Consider the following 21779-nt stretch of genomic DNA (forward strand, 5'->3'; position numbering starts at 1 on the left):
GGTTCAACAATCGGTGTTATTTTGATTATCGCCATGTGGTTATCATGTGGGCGACAAAAGAAAGGAGAGAGCAATGAAGCGACTTTCACATATCTACCTCACCTTGGTCTTTATCGTCCTTTATCTTCCCATCTTTTATCTGATTGCGTATGCCTTCAATGCAGGATCGGACATGAATCGTTTTACAGGATTTAGTCTGAGTCATTTTAAGAGTCTTTTTGAAGATAGTCGTTTGATGTTGATCCTTTCCCAAACCTTTTTATTGGCTTTTTTATCAGCCTTTATCGCAACGGTCATTGGAACGTTTGGGGCAATCTATATCTTCCAATCAAAGAAAAAATTAGAAGGGCCACTCTTGTCCTTGAACAATATCCTGATGGTTGCACCAGATGTGATGATCGGAGCTAGTTTTTTAATTCTCTTTACCCAGTTCAAGTTTCAATTAGGCTTTTTGTCTGTCTTGGCTAGTCATGTGGCTTTCTCCATTCCTATTGTTGTGTTGATGGTGCTACCAAGACTGAAAGAAATGAACCAAGATATGATTTCAGCGGCCTATGACCTGGGAGCAACTCAGCTTCAAATGATGAAGGAAATTATGCTTCCCTATCTGACACCGGCCATTATTGCAGGTTATTTCATGGCCTTTACCTATTCGTTGGATGATTTTGCAGTAACCTTCTTTGTGACAGGAAACGGTTTTTCAACCCTTTCGGTTGAAATCTATTCTCGTGCAAGACAAGGAATTTCCTTGGATATTAATGCTCTGTCAGCCTTAGTTTTTCTCTTTAGTATTTTGTTAGTTATCGGTTATTACTTTATTACGAGAGAGAAGGAGGAAGTAGCATGAAGAGACTCTATTCATTTTTCCTTGGCATTATCGCCATTATCCTTCTTCTTTGGGGAATTAGCTTTAACATCGAATCTAGTACGCAATCTAGTGACGGGAATAAACTCGTTATCTATAACTGGGGCGATTACATTGACCCAGAATTGCTCAAAGAGTTTACAAAGGAAACAGGGATTCAGGTCCAATACGAAACTTTCGATTCCAATGAAGCCATGTATACAAAAATTAAACAGGGTGGGACAACGTATGATATTGCCATTCCGAGTGAATACATGATTGCAAAAATGATGGAAGAAGGTTTGCTGGAGAAGCTGGATCATACTAAAATTCAAGGATTGGAACATATCGATTCTCAATTTTTAAATCAATCCTTTGACCCAGGTAATCACTATTCTGTCCCTTATTTCTGGGGGACCTTGGGCATCATTTACAATACAAAAATGGTGGATAAAGCTCCGGAACATTGGACGGATCTCTGGCGTCCAGAATATAAAAATCAAATTATGATGATTGATGGTGCGCGCGAAGTGATGGGGATTGGTCTCAATTCCTTGGGATATAGCCTAAATTCTAAGAATGCGCAAGAGTTACAAGAGGCTGTCGATAAACTCTATACATTAACCCCAAATATCAAGGCAATTGTTGCGGATGAGATGAAAGGGTATATGATACAAAACAATGCGGCTATTGGGGTGAGTTTTTCTGGGGAAGCCCGGCAAATGTTAGAAGGAAACGAAGATCTTCGCTATGTCGTTCCGAGTGAGGCAAGTAATCTATGGTTTGATAATATCGTCATTCCTAAGACGGTTAAGAATCAGGATGCAGCCTATGCTTTTATCAATTTTATGCTCCGTCCAGAAAATGCCTATAAAAATGCCTTATACGTAGGGTATGCTACGCCAAATAAAGAGGCAAAAGCGATGTTACCAGAGGAAGTTCGAAACGATCCTTCCTTTTACCCATCTGGGGATACGATGAAGCATTTAGAAGTATATGAGCAATTAGGTAAAAAGTGGTTGGGTATCTATAATGACCTTTATCTTCAGGTCAAAATGTATCGCAAGTAAACGTTCTATCCCAAATTGGAGTCTAGGATCAGGGGGAATATTCCTTTTGTCCTAGTCTCTTTTTTTGGTATAATAGAGCTATTCTAAAACAAGGAGTCTGCTGTGGTTTTATCCAAACGAAAAGCCAGAAAAGTGATTGAAGAGATTATCGCTCTTTATCCAGATGCCCAACCCAGTTTACATTTTCATACGACATTTGAACTCTTGATTGCTGTCATGCTTTCTGCCCAAACAACGGATGCTGCCGTAAATAAAGTCACTCCCGCATTATTCAAGGCTTTTCCTACACCACAAGAGATGTCTCAAGCTTCCATCAAGGAGTTGGAAGGCTATATCTCCCGTCTAGGACTCTATCGAAATAAAGCCCGTTTCATGCAGATTTGTTCGCAACAGTTGGTAGACCGATATCAGGGACAAGTCCCTCAAACGCGAGAAGAATTGGAGGCCCTTGCTGGCGTTGGAAGAAAAACTGCAAATGTTGTTTTAAGCGTTGGATTTGGGATTCCTGCATTTGCTGTGGACACTCACGTAAGCCGTATTTGTAAGCACCATGAAATCGTAGCGCAAACAGCTACGCCTCTTCAAATTGAGCAACGTGTAATGGAGGTTCTGCCTCGGAAAGAGTGGTTAGCAGCTCATCAAGCGATGATTTTATTTGGACGTGAAGTTTGCCATCCACGCAATCCCGAATGTTCCCAATTCCCACAATTATATCATTTAAAATAGGAGGTTTTCTATGCAATTATTGGAAGAAAAGATAAAAAGAGAGGGTCAAGTTCTTGGGGATTCCATTTTAAAAGTCGATCAATTTTTAACACATCAGGTAGACTCTGAGCTTATGCAAGCGATTGGGCAGACTTTTGCGGAAGCCTGTGCGAACAAAAACGTAACAAAGGTCGTCACCATTGAAGCTTCAGGTATTGCACCTGCACTCTATACTGCTCAGGCATTGGGAGTTCCGATGGTGTTTGCAAAAAAAGCCAAGAATATCACCATGAACGAAGGAATCTTGACGACGGAAGTCTATTCCTTTACCAAACAAGTGACCAGTCAGGTCTCTATTGCTAGCAAATTTTTATCTCAAGAAGACCGTGTTCTCATTATTGATGATTTTCTGGCAAATGGCCAAGCAGCACTCGGCTTGATTGATTTGATTGAACAAGCGGGAGCAAGTGTTGTGGGAGTCGGGATTGTGATTGAAAAGTCCTTTCAAGACGGAAGAACTTTACTGGAAGAAGCTGGGCATCGTGTCCTCTCATTAGCTCGGATTCTTCGCTTTGAAAATAGTGAAGTAGTCTTTGCACCAGCAGATCTTTAGTTTGTCTCTAAGTTGTCTTCATGAGGACCTTAAGGTCCTGATAATCCACTATTGGTCTGATAAAACAAAAAATCCCCATTCGTTTTCGAACGGGGATTTTGTCTTGTGACACCCTCTTGTGATTCAAGAAATTTTTTCTTATCTTATTTCTTTTTCAGCTCTCCGTGAGGGAAAAATTCTCCCTCTTTTAAGTCTGTAATAATCACATGGATATTTTCTTTAGGGGCGTTCGCATTGCGTGCAATCACTTCAGTCACTTCCTGAGCGATTTTTGCTTTTTGCTCAGCTGAGCGTCCTTCAAATAATTCAATACGGACAAATGGCATCAGGCTTCCTCCTTGCTACAAAACGATGAATGATAGGTTATTTGGAACGATCTTGTTCGCGACGTTTTCTCATTTCCATACCACACCAATATTCATAAATTAAAAGCATCAAAATCAACAGAATCACCACGAATCCTGCGAGTAGATTGGAGATGGTGAGGGGGATTTTATTGGTCACAAAGTATGAAAAGACCATCACGACGGAGAGAACGGGTAGGATCAAGCCAACATTCCGAAGTCTGAAGTAGCCCGCCAAAAACTGTGAGCCCATAATAAGTAGTGCGATGAGGATACTGAGAATGGTTAGGTCCATCGAATTTCCTTTCTAAAGGATAAATTGAAACAAGCGTTCCTTCCTCTAGTATATCATATTGATCAGGATTTCTTCTTCAATTATAAGAGAAAATATGATAAACTAGATGAGTTAGTACAACAGAGTTCTCCATCCTACAGGAACCATTCCATGGGGAGAAGAGGAAGTAGAAAGTAGAGAAATGGCCCAGTTTTATTTTAAATACGGTACCATGAATTCGGGTAAAACCATTGAGATTTTAAAAGTCGCACATAACTACGAAGAACAAGGAAAAAAAGTTGTGATTATGACTTCTGCGATTGATACGAGAGATGGTTTTGGAATCGTCTCCAGTCGGATTGGGATGCGACGCGAGGCCATTGCCATCACGGATGATATGGATGTTTTTGCCTATATTCAAAATCTAGCTGAGACTCCTTATTGTGTTCTCATTGATGAGTCTCAGTTTTTGACCAAGCAACACGTCTATGATTTCGCACGGGTGGTGGATGAACTAGATGTTCCGGTCATGGCTTTTGGCTTAAAAAATGACTTCCGAAACGAGCTCTTTGAAGGCTCCAAACATCTCTTGCTGTTGGCTGATAAACTGGATGAGATCAAGACCATCTGCCAATATTGCTCTAAAAAGGCGACAATGGTTCTTCGGACCTTGAATGGCCAGCCTGTTTATCAAGGGGAACAAATCCAAATTGGTGGGAATGAAACCTATATCCCGGTCTGCCGCAAGCACTATTTTCATCCACCGATCCATATGAACGAAATCAAGGAGAGATAATTCATGAATATCTATGATCAATTACAAGCGGTAGAAGACCGTTATGAGGAGCTTGGCGAGTTACTAAGTGACCCTGCAGTCGTTAGTGATACGAAACGCTTCATGGACTTGTCGAAAGAAGAGGCAAATACGCGAGAAACGGTGACGGCTTATCGTGAATATAAACAGGTTATTCAAAATATTGCGGATGCTGAAGACATGATCAAAGAATCAGGAGGCGATCCGGATTTAGAAGAGATGGCTAAAGAGGAACTAAAGGTAGCCAAAGCGGAAAAAGAGGAATATGAAGAGCGCTTGAAGATTTTGCTCCTTCCTAAAGATCCAAATGATGATAAAAACATCATTCTTGAAATTCGGGGAGCTGCAGGTGGTGATGAAGCTCAGTTATTTGCTGGAGATCTTCTTCAGATGTATCAGAAATACGCTGAAAGTCAAGGCTGGCGCTTTGAAGTCATGGAAGCATCCTATAATGGTGTCGGCGGCATCAAAGAAGTCGTGGCTATGGTTTCTGGTCAATCCGTTTACTCCAAGCTAAAATATGAGTCAGGTGCTCACCGGGTGCAACGGGTCCCCGTGACAGAAAGTCAAGGACGAGTCCATACTTCAACAGCGACTGTTTTAGTCATGCCCGAGGTAGAAGAAGTCGAATATGAGATTGATCCAAAAGACCTTCGTGTTGACATCTACCATGCCTCTGGTGCAGGTGGACAGAACGTCAATAAGGTTGCGACGGCCGTTCGGATCGTTCACTTGCCAACCAATATCAAGGTAGAGATGCAGGAAGAGCGAACGCAACAGAAAAACCGGGATAAGGCCATGAAAATCATTCGCGCTCGTGTAGCAGATCACTTTGCTCAGATTGCTCAGGATGAACAAGATGCAGAGCGGAAATCGACCATTGGGACAGGGGATCGCTCGGAGCGAATCCGAACGTATAACTTCCCTCAAAACCGTGTCACAGATCACCGGATTGGATTGACCCTGCAAAAATTGGATACCATCTTGTCAGGTAAACTGGATGAAGTGGTTGATGCCTTGGTGCTCTATGACCAAACACAAAAATTGGAAGACCTAAATAACTGATGAATTATGCTCAAGCTTTAGCGACTTTTCAAAAACAGCTAGAAGAGATTGGTGAGGAAGGTGAAAGCCTTTCTCTCCTTTTTCAACAGTTAAAAGCGTGGAATAAAACGGATCTTGTCCTTCACCTTAGAGAGGAAATCTCTGCTGAAGACCAGATCTTGATGCAAACATTATTTGAGCGGTTAGCGCATCACGAGCCATTTCAATATATCTTGGGTTATCAAGAATTTGCAGGTTTGCAACTCCATGTGGATTCACGTGTTTTGATTCCACGATTGGAAACGGAGGAATTGGTTTCGCTTATTTTAAAAGAAAATCAAGCGCTGGATCTTCAAGTTCTTGATTTGGGAACAGGTTCTGGAGCGATTGCCTTGGCCATGGCTCATCAGAAACCATCATGGTCGATAACAGCCTCTGATATTTCTTCCGACGCTCTGCAAGTTGCTCAGGAAAACGCTGATCGGCTAAATCTGAGTTTACAGTGGGTACAGTCGGATCTTTTTGCGCATCTGGATGGTTCATATGATATTATCGTTTCCAACCCTCCCTATATATCTCGTGACGATGAAGCAGAGGTTGGCTTGAATGTATTCCATTCAGAGCCACACTTAGCACTTTTTGCAGAGGAGGATGGTCTTGCTCTCTATCGCAGGATTGCAGAGGAGGCAAGGGATTATCTAAAACCTGGTGGTAAGCTTTATCTGGAGATTGGCTACAAACAAGGCGAAACCGTTCCAGATCTGTTTAGGAAATATTTTCCTGATAAAAGGGTTCGAACGCTCAAGGACCAATTTGGGCAAGATAGGATGGTTGTCGTTGATGATAGACAAGATTAAAGAAGAGATAGAAGGAGGTAGAGCGGTTGTTCTCCCGACAGAGACGGTCTATGGCCTCTTTGCTAGAGCGCTAGATGAAAAGGCGGTTGACCATGTCTACCAACTGAAAGGTCGTCCTAGAGACAAGGCCCTCAATCTCAATGTTGCTTCTTTTGAGGATATTTTGAACTTTTCAAAGAATCAGCCAGCTTATCTACAAAAACTGGTAGAAACCTTTTTACCTGGTCCCTTGACCATTATTCTCACAGCAAATGAAAGAGTTCCAGTTTGGGTCAACTCTAGTCTGCCAACTGTTGGGTTTCGGATGCCGAGTCACCCTTTAACGCTAGAGCTGATTCGGGAAACTGGTCCCCTGATTGGCCCTTCTGCCAATATTTCAGGTCAGGCCAGTGGAGTGAGCTTTCAACAAATTCTAGAGGATTTTGATCAAGAGGTTTTGGGAATAGAAGACGATGCGTTTCTAACTGGACAGGATTCGACGATTTTGGACCTATCAGGTGACCAGGCACGTATTTTACGGCAAGGAAGCATTCGGCGAGAAGATATTTTGGCTCAGATACCGGAAATTCCATTTGAGGAGGTATGAGATGCTAAGAGATTTACAAGAAACAGATGTGAATGCTATAGGTGAGATTAATCAAGAGGCTTTGGGCTATTCTTTTAGTCCAGAGGACACAGCTAGTCAGCTAGCTAGATTATCTCAGGATCCTCATCATTTTTTACTGGGATTTGAGGATGCTGGAAGTCATGATCTACTAGGTTATGTCCATGCTGAAGTTTATGAATCCCTCTATTCCAAAGCTGGGTTTAATATTTTAGCATTAGCGGTTTCACCTCAAGCACAAGGTCAAGGGATCGGTAAAAGCTTACTGCAAGGCTTGGAAGAAGAAGCTAAAGAACGTGGTGATGCCTTTATCCGTTTAAACTCCGCCGATCATCGTCTGGGAGCTCATGCATTTTACGAAAAAGTGGGTTATACTTGCGATAAGGTTCAGAAACGGTTTATTCGGTTTGTTTAAGCCCCCTCACTCCCCGCGTTTTTAAAAATGACGCCCTCTTTATGTAAAGGAGAAAGCAAATGATTTTTGACAAAGATGATTTTAAAACCTATGATGCTGACCTCTGGAAGGCCATCCAGAAAGAAGAAGAACGCCAGCAAAACACGATTGAATTGATTGCTTCTGAAAATGTGGTCTCAAAGGCCGTGATGGCTGCTCAAGGGTCTATTTTAACCAATAAATACGCGGAAGGTTACCCTGGCAAACGCTACTATGGGGGAACAGATGTGGTTGACGTGGTGGAGACCCTCGCGATTGAGCGTGCCAAGGAAATTTTTGGAGCTAAGTATGCCAATGTCCAACCGCACTCAGGAAGTCAAGCCAACTGTGCGGCTTATATGGCCTTGATTGAACCAGGCGATACCGTTATGGGCATGGACTTAGCAGCTGGTGGACACTTGACGCACGGTGCTTCAGTCAGCTTCTCTGGTCAAACCTATAACTTTGTGTCCTATAGTGTGGATCCTGAAACGGAACTATTGGACTTTGATGCCATCTTGAAACAAGCCCAAGACGTCAAACCAAAGCTCATCGTTGCGGGTGCTTCAGCCTACTCTCACATCATTGATTTTGCCAAATTCCGTGAGATCGCAGATGTCGTTGGAGCCAAGCTCATGGTGGATATGGCTCACATCGCCGGTCTCGTAGCAGCAGGACTTCACCCAAGCCCAGTCCCATATGCCCATATCACCACAACCACAACCCACAAAACCCTTCGTGGCCCACGGGGAGGGTTGATCTTGACCAATGATGAAGACTTGGCTAAGAAAATCAACTCTGCCATCTTCCCTGGTATTCAAGGTGGTCCGCTGGAGCATGTTATTGCTGCGAAGGCTGTTTCCTTCAAAGAAGTTTTGGATACAGCCTTCAAAGAATATGCAGCAGCTGTCATCAAAAATAGCCAAGCTATGGCACAAGTCTTTCTGCAAGATCCTGACTTCCGTGTGATTTCAGGTGGTACTGAAAACCACCTCTTCCTTGTCGATGTGACCAAGGTCGTGGAAAATGGAAAAGTAGCCCAAAACCTGCTGGATGAAGTCCATATCACTCTCAACAAAAACTCCATCCCATATGAAACCTTGTCCCCATTTAAGACCAGTGGGATTCGTATCGGATCTGCTGCCATTACGGCACGTGGATTTGGGGAAGAAGAAAGCCGGAAGGTGGCCGAGCTCATTATTAAAACGCTGAAAAATGTGGAAAATGAAGCTATTCTAGAGGAAGTGAGACAAGAAGTTAAGGGCTTAACGGATGCTTTTCCTTTGTATGAGGAGAAAGCATGATGGATATTTATATCAAAGAAGCGATTATCCATCAGTTTAGCCCTGATGATACGGAGCTTGTCTTAGCAGATAGTGCCCTTGATATCAGCCCTAAGATTGAAGAATATCTCCGGAAAAAAATTGAACGTGTCTATTCCGATGAAGCTAAAACTGGCCAATTTTCAGAGGATCAACCATTCATGTCCTATATCTCCAATGACTTAATGGCTAGTTCGATCCAATTGGCCCAAGCTTGGAAGGAAGAATTTATTCAGGGAGAGCAATTCAAAACAAACGACTTAGTTTTTATCCGTTTCGAGACACATGGGATTGAGCACTTCGCCTTTTTGAGACTGGTTTTACGGGACAGTTTGGTCCATATCACAAACGAGGCTGGGCAGACCATTCAGCTCTCCCAAAATAACTTTCCTGGTGCTGGATCTGCTCCAGACGAAGCCTTGATCATTAACCTTTCCGATAAGTCTTATTATTTGATTGAAAAACGGATCAAGGCAAATGGAGCCTTTGTTAACTACCTTTCTCAACATCTTTTGCAAGTCGAACCGCGTGTTTCTGCCAAAAAATCGATCAAGGAAGTTGAAAAAGTCGCTCAAAAGATTGCGGGCCAATTCCACCAGGATGATTTTCAATTTCAATCCAAGTTGAAATCGACTCTTCACCAGCATATTGAAGAAAACCAGTCTATTTCACCTGAAAAAATGGCCGATCAGCTATTTGACGATAACTTAACCGCGCGACTGAGTTTTATTGATCAGGTGAAAGAAAGTGTCCCAGAAGAGCTTAGCTTTAGTGGCATTGATACCAGCCGTCAATTAAAACGCTTGGAAAATCAGAAACTTTCTCTTTCGAACGGGATCGAATTAATCGTGCCCAATCAAGTATATGAGGATGCTGAGTCGGTCGAATTTATCCAAAATTCGGACGGTACTTATTCAATCTTAATCAAAAATATTGAAGATATTAAGAGCCAGTAGATGATGAAAAAACTAATCAAAATAGTAGCTCTCCTTTGTTTCTTCTTTTTTTGTTACCACATCTTTAAAATTCATCAGGATGTCCGCCAAGTATACACTTACCAAAGTCTGGTGAAGCAGATTTTGGCGGAAAATGATTCTAGTGAAAACGAAGAGTTAGTTTTAGCTATGATTTACACGGAAACAAAAGGGAAGAGTGCAGATGTTATGCAATCCAGCGAATCCATTTCGGGCATCAGCAATTCTATCAATGATAGCGAAGAGAGTATTCGAAAAGGGATTGAATACTTGAATCAGAATTTAGAATATGCTAATGAAAAAGGTGTAGACAAATGGACAGCTATTCAGGCCTACAACTTTGGCCAAGGGTATATTGATTACGTTGCTAGACACGGGAAAAAACATACGACAGAGCTAGCCCGGGAATACTCCAAAACAGTTGTAGCACCTAGTTTAGGGAATAAGAATGGTCAGACCTACATGAACTATCATCCGATAGCTTTGCTCAATGGGGGCAAGCTCTATGTTAATGGTGGGAATATTTATTATGCACAGCTTGTCAACTTTAATCTCCAACTGATTAAACTCATGCAGGTGATCTAATCGCGATACCTACCAAGCAAATTTCTTGAAGTTCTGTTTGAAATTGAGTATGATTAGTCAATGAAGTCATAATTTCAAAGGAGAATGAGGCTTTCAGATGCTTTATCTGTTGCCTTTTTCTTTCGGAAAAAATATATTAAAAGTATTTGAAAGGTATAAAATGAAACGAAAATCTATTCTTTTAGTTATTTTGGCTACTTTTCTGCTTCTGCTTGGAGCTGGTTTTTACCTCAAGAATCGACCGGTAGCTCTCAATACGGAGCGTTTTGTCCAATCAACGCGCCCTACTTTATTTTTTCATGGATTTGGCAGTAGTAGCAATGCCGAGCGTCATATGGCCAATGCCGCAAAAGAAGCAGGGGTTACCCATACCATTATCGAGGCTAATGTAGCTGAGGATGGAAAGGTCAGTCTCAATGGAGAGATTCCAAAAGGAGCTATTAATCCCATTGTTCTAGTGAACTATGAAAATAACAGTGACCCAGATACACAAAAAGTGGCAACCTATGCCTATCAAGTTGTGAAAGCTCTCCAAGAACGCTATCAGATCACAGAGATGAACATGGTAGGACATTCCTACGGGAATATGTCCATCATGTATTACCTACTCTATCATGGACAAGACACCTCTCTTCCGAAACTAATCAAACAAGTCGATATTGCAGGTCATTTCAATGGGATTCTTGGGATGAATGAGCCTGAAAATGTCACGCTAGCAGCTGACGGAAAGCCAAGTGCCATGGATGATCGCTATCAGAGATTGTTAGGAGTCCGGGAGACCTATCCAGCAAATCAAATTGACGTATTGAACATCTACGGAGACACTGGAGATGGGACCGACCAAAGTGTTCGAAATATTTCCTCTCAATCCTTACGGTATTTAGTCGCGAATCGCGCAAAATCGTATCGAGAAGTTAAAATTGACGGGAAAGATGGTCAACACAGTCAATTGCATGAGACTTCTAAAGTCGATCAGGTTATGATCCCTTTTATCTGGGGGAAATAAGAAAAAAGCAAGATGACAGACGAATGTCATCTTTTTCGTTTTTTCTTTTCTGCTCAATAAATTGATTCAGAAAAACAATGCACGCGCTTGCATAATTGTGATATACTAGAGAAGAGGATACAGAAGTGGTCATGAAAGGACAAGCAAAATGGAAAACGAAACAATGTTACAAGGATTTGAGTGGTATCTCGCAGATGATGGCCAGCATTGGCAACGCCTAGCTAAGGAAGCACCAGAGTTAGCTAGAAAAGGAATAAAAAAGATTTGGCTCCCACCTGCTTATAAGGCTACAAAGAGGGATGATGTCGGTTACGGTGTTTATGACCTATTTGATTTGGGAGAGTTTGATCAAAAAGGGACGATACGAACCAAATATGGGAGCAAAGCGGACTATCTTGCATTGATTCATATCCTAAAAGAGTGTGGGATTGACCCGATTGCGGATGTTGTTTTGAATCATAAGGCTGGAGCCGATCAGAAGGAAGAATTTCAAGTCGTCGCAGTGGATCCTCGCGATCGAACCAAGCCGGTATCAGATCCTTTTCTTATCCAGGGCTGGACTCATTTTTGTTTTCTAGGTCGCCGGAAGGTCTACAATGATTTTCAATGGCATTGGTATCATTTTACTGGAACAGATTATGATGCAAAAACTGGAAAGAGCGGAATTTACCAGATTCAAGGAGACAATAAAGGCTGGGCTCATACAGGTTTAGTCGATTCAGAAAATGGTAATTATGACTACCTGATGTTTGCGGACATTGATTTTAAACATCCAGAAGTGATCCAAAATCTCTATGACTGGGCAAGTTGGTTTATTCAAACAACGGGTATAAAAGGTTTTCGCTTGGATGCTATTAAGCATATTGATGCTTTTTTCATGAACAATTTTATTCGAGACATCAAGGATCAATTTGGACCAGATTTTTATGTTTTTGGCGAATACTGGAGTGGAGAGTTAGAGGATAATGAGCAATATCTTAAACAGATCCATTACCGGTTCGATCTTATCGATACCCGTCTCCATCTCAATCTTTTTGATGCTGGTCGTCTTGGATCAGCATACGATCTAAGGGGGTTACTGGAGGATAGCCTTGTGAAACACCATCCCAAGCACGCAGTGACTTTCGTCGAAAACCACGATACTCAAAAAGGACAAGCTTTAGAGTCCACTGTTGCAGATTGGTTTAAGGCAGCTGCTTATGCCTTTATTCTCCTGCGTAAAGAAGGCTTACCTTGTGTCTTTTACGGAGATTATTATGGTGTGACTGGAAAAAATGGACAACAATCGTTCAAGGATAGGCTTGATCTCCTTTTGGATCTGCGACTTCATCAGGCTTACGGGGACCAAACAGACTATTTTGATAATCCCCATTGTATCGGATGGACCCGAAAAGGAAAGGAAGGGAATACTCCTTTAGCTGTTTTAATCAATAATCATGTCTCCACAACCAAAAGAATGTATGTTGGTCCAGAACATGCTGGAAGAGAGTTTTGCGATGCCTTGCAGCACTGTAAGGATACGGTTCAAATTGATGAAGAAGGCTGGGGCGAATTTCTTGTGCCTGAGCGGTCAGTTTCTGTCTGGAAGTTACATGAAAAGTAAAAGAGGCTGGGACAAAAGTCCTAGCCTCTCAATTGTTTTTGGATTGTCGCGTAAGACGCAGTGGTTGAGTGGGCTCAACTAGGCTGATTTCATCCGCTTTTACAGCCCTACTCAACGGTGCGGAGCTGGGACGACGAGATCGAATTCTAAGGAATGACCGATTTCTGTCCCACCCTCTTTTTAATAGGGGTTAATCCATCTCTTCCTTTCGTTTGTAGGACAGGGTGAGTCCAAATGAACCGAGTAAGGCTGCAGCAAGAAGGCTTGACACCAGTTGATCCGATTGGTCTCCAGTTTCTGGTAGAAGACTGGATGTTTCGACTGCCGGACCGTCTTGAGGACTAGATTTGTCTCCGATAGTGACAGGGACTTTGAAAGTGTTCGTAGGAGTGGTTTTGTCGTCACGTGTCTCCTTATCTGAAACATCTTCAGGAATGACCAATACGGGATTTTCTGGTTGTACCAGGGCTTCAGCTGTATCAAAAACGACTTCTTGGTAGCGTTTATTTCCAAGAATAGAAGCCATAATCGGCTGGTGCGCTTTTTCTTGCTCCTCAATATAACGAATAAAGACCTCCGTATCTGGATCGATAGCCCCGATTAACTTCGCTTCCCGAAAGACTGAGAAGCCGTCTCCTCCACCTAAGAGAAAGTCGTTGATGACAGCTGTATAGGTCTGATTACGATCAATTTCAGTACCATCTGCCTTATAGGCCTTATAAACGCGATAGGGAGTCTCTTCCGTTGCATCTGCTGGTTTCGTGTAGATATAGCGAATTCCAGCCATTTGCAAGAAGTAGAGCTCTTTTTCATCATATTGTTGGTCAAGGACGCGGTAAATCTGATCACCTGTTAACTCAACGATTTGAAGAATATTTCCAAATGGTTGAACTGCTTGAGCAGCCCCCCAAGTGATGGTTCCGTCCGATTGGACTACTAAATCAGCACGAATTCCCCCATTATTGGTAAAAGCAAAATCGACATTCGGATAGCCAGACTTTCTAGCGATGTCTAACTGAGCAGCTGTGACAAGGTCTCCGACAGCACTTTCTTTCTGGTCGTTTAACTCGCGAGAAATAGTCTGAGCCTTTGCTGCTGTCCCAATCTTTGCGTCCGTTACTTTTTTAACAGTGGCATTGGCATCATCGATAATCGCCTGAACTGCAGCATTTTTTGTTTTTCCTGATGTTGGGTCCACCGCTGTAATGGTGGCAGTAGGAGTCGCAACAAAATCTGCTGTATCAGTATCCAAGACACCTTGTACGTTTGCAAATGCCTTTCCTTGTGAAGTAGATTGGACAATTAATGTGTTTTGCACTTTACCATTTGTATAGACATGATTGTGTCCCGCAAAGACCAAGTCGACGGAATTTTCAGGGTAAAGCTTGTTGACCTTTTCCATCATTTCTGCAGCAGGACCCGCAGCTACGCCATCTTTACTAGTGGCTGCTACGTGAGCCAGGACTACAATCGCATGTACTCCTTGATTGTTCAGTTCTTTGGCATAGTGGGCAATCGTTTCTGCCTCATCTAAAACATTGTATTGCTCATGGTTTTTTCTTAGAACCAAATTTGGAAATTCCGTCGTAATAACGCCGATAAAACCTACTTTGACAGACTTATCATTTACTGGAATTTCCTTGATGGCATAAGGTTTCCAATTGTACGGGATTTGCTTCGTATCTTTATCCACCACATTAGCGATGACGATCTCTTGTTTTGCAGCTTCGTGACGATAGTTGTCGACAATCGCATTAAATTTCCCAGTTTCAGGAGCGTTACCACTTACGATCCGATGAAATTCATCTAATCCTTCGTCAAACTCATGATTTCCAAGTGTTCCATATTCAACATCTAATTGATTGAAGACTTTTACAGTTGGTTCATCTTGAAGGAGGGCAGAGTTTGCAGGACTCGCTCCGACCATATCTCCTGCTTGGACTCGAATGGTTGTATTGGGCATGTCCTTCGCATCATTTTCAGCCTTAAAAGTCGCCTCAGCATCATCCATGTAGGTTGCTAAAAGAGCAGCGCCCCCAGCATTTCTAACCGTCTGATCCTCTAAACGAGCAGTTCCTGTAGTCTCTAGGGCTCCATGAAAGTCATTCACGCCCATAAATTGGACTGCAATCTCATCAGCTAAGGCTTGGTTTGTCGCCATGATGCTAAACCCTGCGACAACTGCAAGGATGCTACTTTTCAGGATTACTTGTTTCTTCATCATCTTCTCCTTTTAGACCATCAATTTGTAAGCGCTACAGCAATAGCATCTTTATTGTAACTTATTTTTTAAAAGAGCACAATAGGACATTTTTATGGAGGCAAGAATGATTGCCATAAAAAACTCACTCCAATCCTAGATTAGAGTGAGTCAGGGAGAACACAAGTAGTAAGTAGCTTAGGCTCGCAAAGCTTAGTTCCTTTGTTCACGCCGTGCAAACCATGGGAGTAGTAAGCCTAAGGCTAATAAGATCACGGGTGTTAAAATATTGGTAATCAGACTAAACCACCAAGCTCTAGGATCACTAGCATAGTCTAATTGTGGCGCCATGCCTAGAATACAGGCAAAGGCAGTGAAGGCAAAGCCCCATGTACCCACAGTTATACCGAACCTTGGATGTTTGATATAGATGTACTCTGCATGGCGATAGCGGTCCCAGTTTCGATATAGCATAATAAAGGCGAAGAAGACCCATAAGAAGCACATTGGCGAAACAATCGCATTTAGGTTGGTCATCCATTGGACCAGACCATCGATTTCCTTAAGGCCAAAGAGTGGAAGAGCAATCAAAATGCTCACAAGAATTCCAGTTAGAAGGTAGCCATTGATCAAAATACCAGATTTGGAACGTTTGCGAAGCCATTTTGGAATGAAATCTTTGTCCGCACTTCCAAGAAAGATTTGCAAAGGTGCATCAATGGAAATTGCAAGAACAGCAGCTTGTCCCAGAAAGTCTGAGATGGCATAAATCGTTACAAGAAAATTTCCAAGTCCCCAATGGTGACCCAGTACAGAAAAGGCTTCGTAACTACCATTTCGCATGAGATCAGCCGGGATGTGCTGGCTATCAAAGATGGTTGCCATAGCAATAGAACCTAAGATAGCGCTAACTCCCACCATGCATGCCATGACAATCATGGCCCGTGGGAAATTTTTCGCGGGATTCTTCATTTTATTAACGTATGGCGAGATAGCCTCTGCCCCACCTACTGAGAAGATCAGTAGGGCGATTGTCGTAAAGTAGGAAAAATCAAATCTCGGAATATAAGTTGACACCTGATTCATGTTTGCTGTCGCAAACTGAACATCAGGTTTGATAGCTGGAAGGCCAACTGCTAAGAGAATAAAGAGAAGAGACATGATAAGCATGGAGCCACCCGCAATGGACCCAAAAAACTTGAGGAGCTTCAATCCCTTCGTGGATAAGTAGAGGAATAACAGAAAAATCAGTAGACCAATCGACACAATCTGTGGGATGGACATAGCAGATAAGACATCCCCATTTCCCTGAAAGATCCAGCCAAGAGAAATCATGATCCGTTGGGGTTTTTGAGCAAGATAAGGGATTTGGATCGCCCAAGAGGTCCAAGCTGTAAAAAAAGCCAATTGTTTAGTGGATGTTTTTTCCACCCAATCGCTCACGCCCCCATCACTATCCTTAAAAGTAGATCCGAGCTGTCCCACCATTAAACTATAGGGGACAAAGTAGAGGAGGATGATCAAAATCCAAGATGTCACAACGACAATTCCTTGTTGGGCAAAATTGACCACAACATTGGAGAGTCCCCATACCATATTATAGGCAATTAAAGATAGCATTAACCAGTTTAATTTTTTAGCATCTTCTTGCATAAGTCAATACCTCCTTTTAGTGCGCAATTGTCTGTTGTAGTACCAGTTTATTTCGTTTTTCCTTATCCTAGTAAAAGAAAGGACCTAAAAACCGTCAAAAATAAGACGCTTCATTCTCTTACAATCTTATTTTATCACAAACCTAAACAAAAGGTAACGCTTTCAAGACAAAAACAAAGATGAATTTGTTTTCTTTCGTTTGCGAAATTTTTCAGAGTATTTTACAAAAAAACACCATTTTTGATGGATTGATCAAAAATGGTGCCATAAAATAGAGCTAGTCTGTAGAGGAAATGGAGAGTTGCTGGTCCTGATAATGGTCATTCGTAAGAAACTCGGGAGCCGGTCCTGTAAAAACTCTTCCGGCATCCTCATCTTGGCTTAATTGCCAACGCATCCAGGCTGTCACATATCCTGAAGCTTGAGTCATCATCGCTACATGATCCATCCCTTTTCGACGGGCCATGGCCTTAGGGGGAGTTATTTTCTCGTACATGTTCTGAAGATGTTCCAAAGGAATGACTTCCTCTGTTTCAAAAGAGCCAGCTGTACCAGCTAGGAGGAGAAGTGGGATTTCGACTTTGTCAGACTGGTAAGGGTAGTTGGTGGTTTGGCGTGTGATTTCCTCGCTAACTGGAGATAAAACCACTGCGGTCTTAAAATGCTTCGTATAACCAGGTTGTGTGATCACATTCATGACAGCCACACCTCCTTCTGAAAAACCGGTCAAGCCAACATTTGAAAGATCTAATTTCTGGTAGAAAAGACTATTGATCGCCTGGTTTTCTTTTGTTAGATCATGATAAGCTTGTCGTGTAGATTCACCTGTCCCGGTTGTGGGGTCTTCGGTCCCCACAACAATAAATCCCCAAGAGGCATAGTGCTCTAAAAGCGATTCATAGTAGGAGGCCTTGTTACCAGTCCCGTTTACAACAAAAAGCAAAGGCCATTTTTGGGAGGATTGCTGAAGAACCTCCGGATAGAAGATCGTATAGAACTCATTTGGACCAGTAGTGTTCTTTTTAAATTGATTAACTTTGTAAGAACCCTTTTGTAGGTAACGTTCTTCCATTGTGGCTCCGGTTTGAATCGTATCGCGAAAATTTTCGTCCACAAAAGATTGACTCCTCCAGTAAGAAAACACACCTATCAGACCAATCACAAACAAGGCTAGAAATAGGACTGGATATCTTTTCGTTCTCTTGTGGTTCATTCTGATACCTCCATTTTTTCAACTTGTAGTATAGCATCGACATGACTTGGGGTCAAGTAATAGAGCATGAAGCAAGTTAGGAACGAAGCAACGTTCTCCCTGTCAACTGTTGTAAAAGAAAAAGGCTAAAAACCTTAATTTTAAGCCTTTTATAAGTTTATTAACACTATTCCCACTCGACCGTTGCAGGTGGTTTACTGGTGATGTCGTAGACGATACGGTTGACGTGGTCTACTTCGTTGACGATACGGACGGAGATCTTCTGTAGAACTTCCCATGGAAGCTTCGCAAAGTCCGCTGTCATCCCATCGATAGACGTGATCGCACGGATGGCGATGGTGTAGTCATAGGTACGTCCATCTCCCATCACACCAACAGAGCGAACGCCCGTATTGACAGTAAAGTATTGCCAAACGTCACGGTCTAGACCAGCCTTGGCAATCTCTTCACGGAGGATAGCATCCGATTCGCGAACGGTTTCGAGTTTTTCGGGTGTGATTTCACCCATGACACGGATCGCGAGACCTGGACCTGGGAAAGGCTGACGCCACACGACTTCATCAGGCATACCTAGAGCAGTCCCGAGTGCCCGTACCTCATCTTTGAAAAGGGTGTTGAGAGGCTCGATCAACTCAAATTGCATATCTTCAGGAAGTCCACCAACGTTATGGTGAGACTTGATGGTTTGAGCGGTTTCCGTTCCAGACTCGATAATATCTGTATAAAGAGTTCCCTGGGCTAAGAAGTCAACATCTGTCAGCTTGCTAGCCTCATCATCAAAGACGTAGACAAATTCATTTCCGATGATTTTCCGTTTTTTCTCTGGGTCAGAGACACCGGCCAAAAGGTCTAAGAAACGTTTGCTCGCGTCCACACGGACGATGTTGAGTCCAAACTTGCCTCCTAGCATCTCCATGACTTGATCCCCTTCATTTTTGCGAAGAAGTCCATGGTCTACAAAGATACAGGTCAGCTGATCGCCGATTGCCTTTTGCAAGAGAACTCCGACAACGGAAGAATCCACACCACCAGATAAGCCCAACAACACTTTCTTATCCCCGACGGTTTGACGGATTTTTTCGATTTCCATGTCAATGAAGTTTTCCATGGACCAGTCGCCACGAGCACCACAGATGTTGAGGGCAAAGTTTTTGAGGATAAGATTTCCATATTCTGAATGACGAACTTCTGGGTGGAATTGAATCCCATAGAAGTTTTTCTCAGAATTTTCCATCGCAGCATAGGGACAGTCAGCTGAATCCCCGACTAAATGAAATCCTTCTGGAATCTCCGTCACAGCATCTCCATGACTCATCAGGACGATTTGCTCAAGAGGAGTATCTGCAAACAATGGCGACTCTGTCCGGAGGCGCAACGTTGATTGTCCGTACTCACGATTGCCAGCTTCACCAGCAGGAAGGACTGTCCCTCCAAAGATATGCGTCATCAGCTGCATCCCATAGCAAATTCCTAAAACAGGAATCCCTAGCTCAAAAATGCCCTTATCAATCCCAAAAGCATTGTCCGCATATACGGAATTCGGTCCTCCAGATAGGACGATCCCAATTGGGTTAATAGCTTTTACTTCATCAGCTGTGATTTTGTGGCTTTTCAACTCAGAAAAGACCCCAAATTCACGGATCCGGCGTGCAATCAATTGATTGTATTGACTTCCGTAGTCCAACACGATAATCTTTTGAACGTCTGTTACGATTTCCGTCATGATTTCCCTTTCTTTTAACGTCCCTTGTCTCGACGTTTTCTACTCTATTCTAGCATATTTTTTAGCTTTTTGCAGTTCTTTTTCCAAGCCTATGGTAAAATGATAGATAGAAACTTTTTGGGGCTAGCGCATCTTAACATGTATCAGCGTTTCGTCCCTGAAAAAAACATACATTCAAGAGGAAACAAGATGCCGGCCTATATCAAGATACATGATGCCATTAAGCAAAAAATAGACCAAGAAATATGGAAAATTGGCGATCGTCTGCCCAGCGAACGGGATTTGGCAGAAGAATTTGGAGTCAGCCGTATGACGCTTCGTCAGGCGATCACCTTACTAGTAGATGAAGGGATGTTAGAGCGCAAGGTAGGAAGCGGAACCTACGTAGCTGGCCACCGTGTGCAAGAAAAAATGAGGGGGACCACTTCCTTTACGGACATCATCCACTCTCAAGGTAAAGTTCCTTCCACAAAATTAATTTCATACCAGCGAAAAACAGCTAGTAAAACGGAGCAGAAGCAGCTTCACTTAAAGGCAAATGAAGGCGTTGTCCGCATGGAGAGGGTTCGCTACGCTGATGAATTACCAGTCGTTTACGAAGTAGCCACCATACCAGAACGCATCATCCAGCCTTTTCAGCAAACGGACATAACGGAGCATTTTTTCCAAACCCTTACCGAAAATGGGTTTGAAATCGGAAAAAGTGAAAAGACTATCTACGCCAAAATAGCTACAGACAAAGTAGCCTCCTATCTTTCGGTTCCAAAAGGGCATGCAATTCTAGCTCTGACCCAGGTATCTTATCTGGCAGACGGGCAACCCTTTGAATATGTCCGCAGCCAGTATGTCGGAGATCGCTTTGAATTTTACCTAGAAAATAATTAACGGCGAATGAAAGTAAGTTCTTAAGCATCACATTACAAAATCAGTTTACATAACTTTGTTTATGTAAAATATTTACGCAGAATCTTCTAGCCCTGACTATCAAAATCCCTGACTTTATGCTAAAATAAAGGGTATGGAAATTGAAAAAACCAATCGAATGAATGCCTTGTTTGAGTTTTATGCAGCTCTCTTAACGGACAAGCAAATGAATTATATTGAACTTTATTATGCAGATGATTACAGTCTTGCTGAAATTGCAGAAGAATTTGGGGTTAGTCGCCAGGCTGTCTATGATAATATCAAACGAACAGAAAAGGTCTTGGAAAGCTATGAAATGAAATTGCATATGTACTCGGATTATATTGTCCGGAGTCAGATTTTTGATCAACTGGCTGAAAAGTATGCAGAGGATGACTTTATCCAAGAAAAACTAGCTATTTTATCTAGTATTGATAATCGTGATTAAAAGGAGTAGTTACAAAAATGGCTTTTGAAAATTTAACAGAGCGATTGCAAAATGTCTTTCGGGGATTAACTCGAAAAGGAAAAATCGGAGAACGTGATATTCAAGAAGCAACGAAGGAAATTCGATTGGCCTTACTTGAAGCAGACGTTGCTCTACCTGTTGTCAAGGACTTTATCAAAAAAATTCGGGAACGAGCGATTGGCCACGAAGTCATTGACACACTCAATCCTGCCCAACAAATTATTAAAATCGTCAATGAAGAATTGACAGCAATCTTAGGGGCAGAAACAGCTGAGCTCAACAAATCTGATAAAATCCCGACCATTATCATGATGGTGGGTCTTCAAGGGGCCGGGAAAACGACCTTTGCTGGCAAACTGGCCAATAAGCTCATCAAAGAGGAACAGGCGCGTCCAATGATGATTGCGGCCGATATTTATCGTCCAGCTGCCATTGATCAGCTCAAAACGTTAGGAGAACAAATCAATGTTCCTGTCTTTGATTATGGGGACAGAGACTCCAGCTGTCGACATTGTCCGTCATGGTT

22 protein-coding genes and 1 pseudogene are annotated in these 21779 nt (G+C 42.5%); 17 read left to right on the forward strand and 6 right to left on the reverse strand.

The genetic code is table 11. The annotated features are described in order from the left end of the window. The first annotated feature begins 73 nt into the window (after positions 1-73). The 4 genes from STRDD13_RS01915 (at position 74) to STRDD13_RS01930 (ending at position 3232) form a co-directional block, all read left to right on the forward strand. The gene (locus STRDD13_RS01915; protein WP_067101156.1) at positions 74-847 is read left to right on the forward strand and encodes an ABC transporter permease; all 774 of its coding nucleotides are present in this window, start codon (positions 74-76) and stop codon (positions 845-847) included. After that, the gene (locus STRDD13_RS01920) at positions 844-1914 is read left to right on the forward strand and encodes an ABC transporter substrate-binding protein (protein WP_067101159.1); all 1071 of its coding nucleotides are present in this window, start codon (positions 844-846) and stop codon (positions 1912-1914) included. The genes STRDD13_RS01915 and STRDD13_RS01920 overlap by 4 nt, the downstream gene beginning before the upstream one ends. A gap of 102 nt (positions 1915-2016) precedes the next feature. Then, complete coding sequence (nth, locus tag STRDD13_RS01925) at positions 2017-2640, forward strand: endonuclease III (RefSeq protein ID WP_067101162.1); 624 nt, start codon at positions 2017-2019, stop codon at positions 2638-2640. A gap of 10 nt (positions 2641-2650) precedes the next feature. Then, positions 2651-3232 (forward strand): xanthine phosphoribosyltransferase, encoded by a 582-nt coding sequence (locus STRDD13_RS01930; protein ID WP_067101165.1) that lies wholly within the window; start codon positions 2651-2653, stop codon positions 3230-3232. 143 nt (positions 3233-3375) lie between these two features. Here STRDD13_RS01930 and STRDD13_RS01935 read toward each other — a convergent pair whose 3' ends face one another. Together STRDD13_RS01935 and STRDD13_RS01940 are read right to left on the reverse strand one after the other, a co-directional pair. Continuing rightward, complete coding sequence (locus tag STRDD13_RS01935; protein WP_067101168.1) at positions 3376-3558, reverse strand: 4-oxalocrotonate tautomerase; 183 nt, start codon at positions 3556-3558, stop codon at positions 3376-3378. Between the two features lie 37 nt (positions 3559-3595). After that, complete coding sequence (locus tag STRDD13_RS01940) at positions 3596-3871, reverse strand: hypothetical protein (protein WP_067101171.1); 276 nt, start codon at positions 3869-3871, stop codon at positions 3596-3598. Between the two features lie 181 nt (positions 3872-4052). On the opposite strand from STRDD13_RS01940, the gene STRDD13_RS01945 reads away from it, so the two are divergent. The 10 genes from STRDD13_RS01945 to STRDD13_RS01990 all read left to right on the forward strand — a co-directional run bounded on the left by STRDD13_RS01945 (position 4053) and on the right by STRDD13_RS01990 (position 13092). After that, complete coding sequence (locus STRDD13_RS01945) at positions 4053-4646, forward strand: thymidine kinase (RefSeq protein WP_067101174.1); 594 nt, start codon at positions 4053-4055, stop codon at positions 4644-4646. A 3-nt stretch (positions 4647-4649) separates the two neighbouring features. Beyond that, positions 4650-5729: a peptide chain release factor 1 gene (gene prfA / locus STRDD13_RS01950; RefSeq protein ID WP_067101177.1), complete on the forward strand. Its 1080-nt coding sequence runs from the start codon at positions 4650-4652 to the stop codon at positions 5727-5729. Next, the gene (prmC, locus tag STRDD13_RS01955; protein ID WP_067101179.1) at positions 5729-6565 is read left to right on the forward strand and encodes a peptide chain release factor N(5)-glutamine methyltransferase; all 837 of its coding nucleotides are present in this window, start codon (positions 5729-5731) and stop codon (positions 6563-6565) included. Before prfA ends, prmC begins: the two co-directional genes overlap by 1 nt. Beyond that, a complete protein-coding gene (locus STRDD13_RS01960) occupies positions 6549-7151 on the forward strand; it encodes an L-threonylcarbamoyladenylate synthase (RefSeq protein ID WP_067101182.1) in 603 nt (200 codons plus the stop codon). Before prmC ends, STRDD13_RS01960 begins: the two co-directional genes overlap by 17 nt. A 1-nt stretch (position 7152) precedes the next feature. Next, on the forward strand, positions 7153-7584 hold the full coding sequence (locus STRDD13_RS01965; protein ID WP_067101185.1) for a GNAT family N-acetyltransferase: 432 nt from the start codon (positions 7153-7155) through the stop codon (positions 7582-7584). A gap of 59 nt (positions 7585-7643) precedes the next feature. Further along, the gene (gene glyA / locus STRDD13_RS01970) at positions 7644-8906 is read left to right on the forward strand and encodes a serine hydroxymethyltransferase (protein WP_067101188.1); all 1263 of its coding nucleotides are present in this window, start codon (positions 7644-7646) and stop codon (positions 8904-8906) included. After that, complete coding sequence (locus STRDD13_RS01975; protein ID WP_067103146.1) at positions 8906-9880, forward strand: nucleoid-associated protein; 975 nt, start codon at positions 8906-8908, stop codon at positions 9878-9880. The genes glyA and STRDD13_RS01975 overlap by 1 nt, the downstream gene beginning before the upstream one ends. Next, complete coding sequence (locus STRDD13_RS01980; RefSeq protein WP_067101191.1) at positions 9881-10483, forward strand: lysozyme family protein; 603 nt, start codon at positions 9881-9883, stop codon at positions 10481-10483. Between the two features lie 160 nt (positions 10484-10643). Continuing rightward, positions 10644-11489: an alpha/beta hydrolase gene (locus STRDD13_RS01985; RefSeq protein WP_067103148.1), complete on the forward strand. Its 846-nt coding sequence runs from the start codon at positions 10644-10646 to the stop codon at positions 11487-11489. 148 nt (positions 11490-11637) lie between these two features. Next, on the forward strand, positions 11638-13092 hold the full coding sequence (locus tag STRDD13_RS01990) for an alpha-amylase (protein WP_067101194.1): 1455 nt from the start codon (positions 11638-11640) through the stop codon (positions 13090-13092). Positions 13093-13282: 190 nt separating this feature from the next. On the opposite strand, the gene STRDD13_RS01995 is transcribed toward STRDD13_RS01990, so the two are convergent. The 4 genes from STRDD13_RS01995 to guaA all read right to left on the reverse strand — a co-directional run bounded on the left by STRDD13_RS01995 (position 13283) and on the right by guaA (position 19881). Then, the gene (locus tag STRDD13_RS01995; protein ID WP_067101197.1) at positions 13283-15313 is read right to left on the reverse strand and encodes a bifunctional metallophosphatase/5'-nucleotidase; all 2031 of its coding nucleotides are present in this window, start codon (positions 15311-15313) and stop codon (positions 13283-13285) included. A 192-nt stretch (positions 15314-15505) separates the two neighbouring features. Continuing rightward, positions 15506-16945 (reverse strand): APC family permease, encoded by a 1440-nt coding sequence (locus tag STRDD13_RS02000; protein WP_067101200.1) that lies wholly within the window; start codon positions 16943-16945, stop codon positions 15506-15508. A gap of 277 nt (positions 16946-17222) precedes the next feature. Continuing rightward, the gene (locus STRDD13_RS02005; RefSeq protein ID WP_231852540.1) at positions 17223-18059 is read right to left on the reverse strand and encodes an alpha/beta hydrolase family protein; all 837 of its coding nucleotides are present in this window, start codon (positions 18057-18059) and stop codon (positions 17223-17225) included. Between the two features lie 265 nt (positions 18060-18324). Next, positions 18325-19881, reverse strand: coding sequence for a glutamine-hydrolyzing GMP synthase (gene guaA, locus STRDD13_RS02010; protein WP_067101206.1), 1557 nt, complete (start codon positions 19879-19881; stop codon positions 18325-18327). Between the two features lie 189 nt (positions 19882-20070). Here guaA and STRDD13_RS02015 point away from each other — a divergent pair, with 189 nt between their 5' ends. The 3 genes and pseudogenes from STRDD13_RS02015 to STRDD13_RS02025 all read left to right on the forward strand — a co-directional run. Beyond that, positions 20071-20766 (forward strand): GntR family transcriptional regulator, encoded by a 696-nt coding sequence (locus STRDD13_RS02015; RefSeq protein WP_067101209.1) that lies wholly within the window; start codon positions 20071-20073, stop codon positions 20764-20766. Positions 20767-20899: 133 nt separating this feature from the next. Further along, positions 20900-21232: a putative DNA-binding protein gene (locus STRDD13_RS02020; RefSeq protein ID WP_067101211.1), complete on the forward strand. Its 333-nt coding sequence runs from the start codon at positions 20900-20902 to the stop codon at positions 21230-21232. A 17-nt stretch (positions 21233-21249) separates the two neighbouring features. Beyond that, a pseudogene (locus tag STRDD13_RS02025) lies at positions 21250-21779 on the forward strand (signal recognition particle receptor subunit alpha); the annotation flags it as partial.

The organism is Streptococcus sp. DD13 (genome assembly GCF_001578875.1).
Classification (GTDB): domain Bacteria; phylum Bacillota; class Bacilli; order Lactobacillales; family Streptococcaceae; genus Streptococcus.